We start from the raw sequence: 458 nt of genomic DNA on the forward strand, positions 1-458 counted from the left end.
AGTCGGAAAAAGGGTCTCCTCCAATGTCCGTCGCACTCATCTGATTGATCCGTCAGCGGTTCGACCGACTGGCGTTCCACTTTTTTTAGCTGGTCGACAGGAGCGCCGCGCGCTTGCTGCCCAGGTTTTGCACGCTTGAAGACAGTTTTGCCGGGACGACCGCTCGTTCCCGCTCGGGGCTGTTCGCCCACAGGATTGACAAAGACCCAAAAGGGGGATTTTTCATGGCTTATCTGGATATCGATTCAATGTTCGCTGGCCCCGTCACCACGTCGACCGACGATGCCGCGACGACCCCGCAGGAGGGCTTCTCCGCACTCGAATGGAGCGTCATCGCCCTTGCGCAGCGCGACACCCTCGCCAGCCTGACCGAACCCGGCCGCATGTCGCGTGCGCTGGGTAGCCTGTTCGGGCGGGGCCCGTCCTCCCGGCTGGCCGACCCCAAACTGGAAGCGTTA

At 62.0% G+C, this 458-nt stretch carries 1 protein-coding gene; it reads left to right on the plus strand.

All coding sequences use genetic code 11. The annotated features are described in order from the left end of the window. Nucleotides 1-224: 224 nt before the first annotated feature. Nucleotides 225-458 (plus strand): hypothetical protein (locus AACY45_RS28480; RefSeq protein WP_339548805.1); only part of this gene is annotated, 234 nt, incomplete at its 3' end.

Source organism: Pseudomonas sp. RA_35y_Pfl2_P32, assembly GCF_963970735.1.
Taxonomy (GTDB): Bacteria; Pseudomonadota; Gammaproteobacteria; order Pseudomonadales; family Pseudomonadaceae; genus Aquipseudomonas.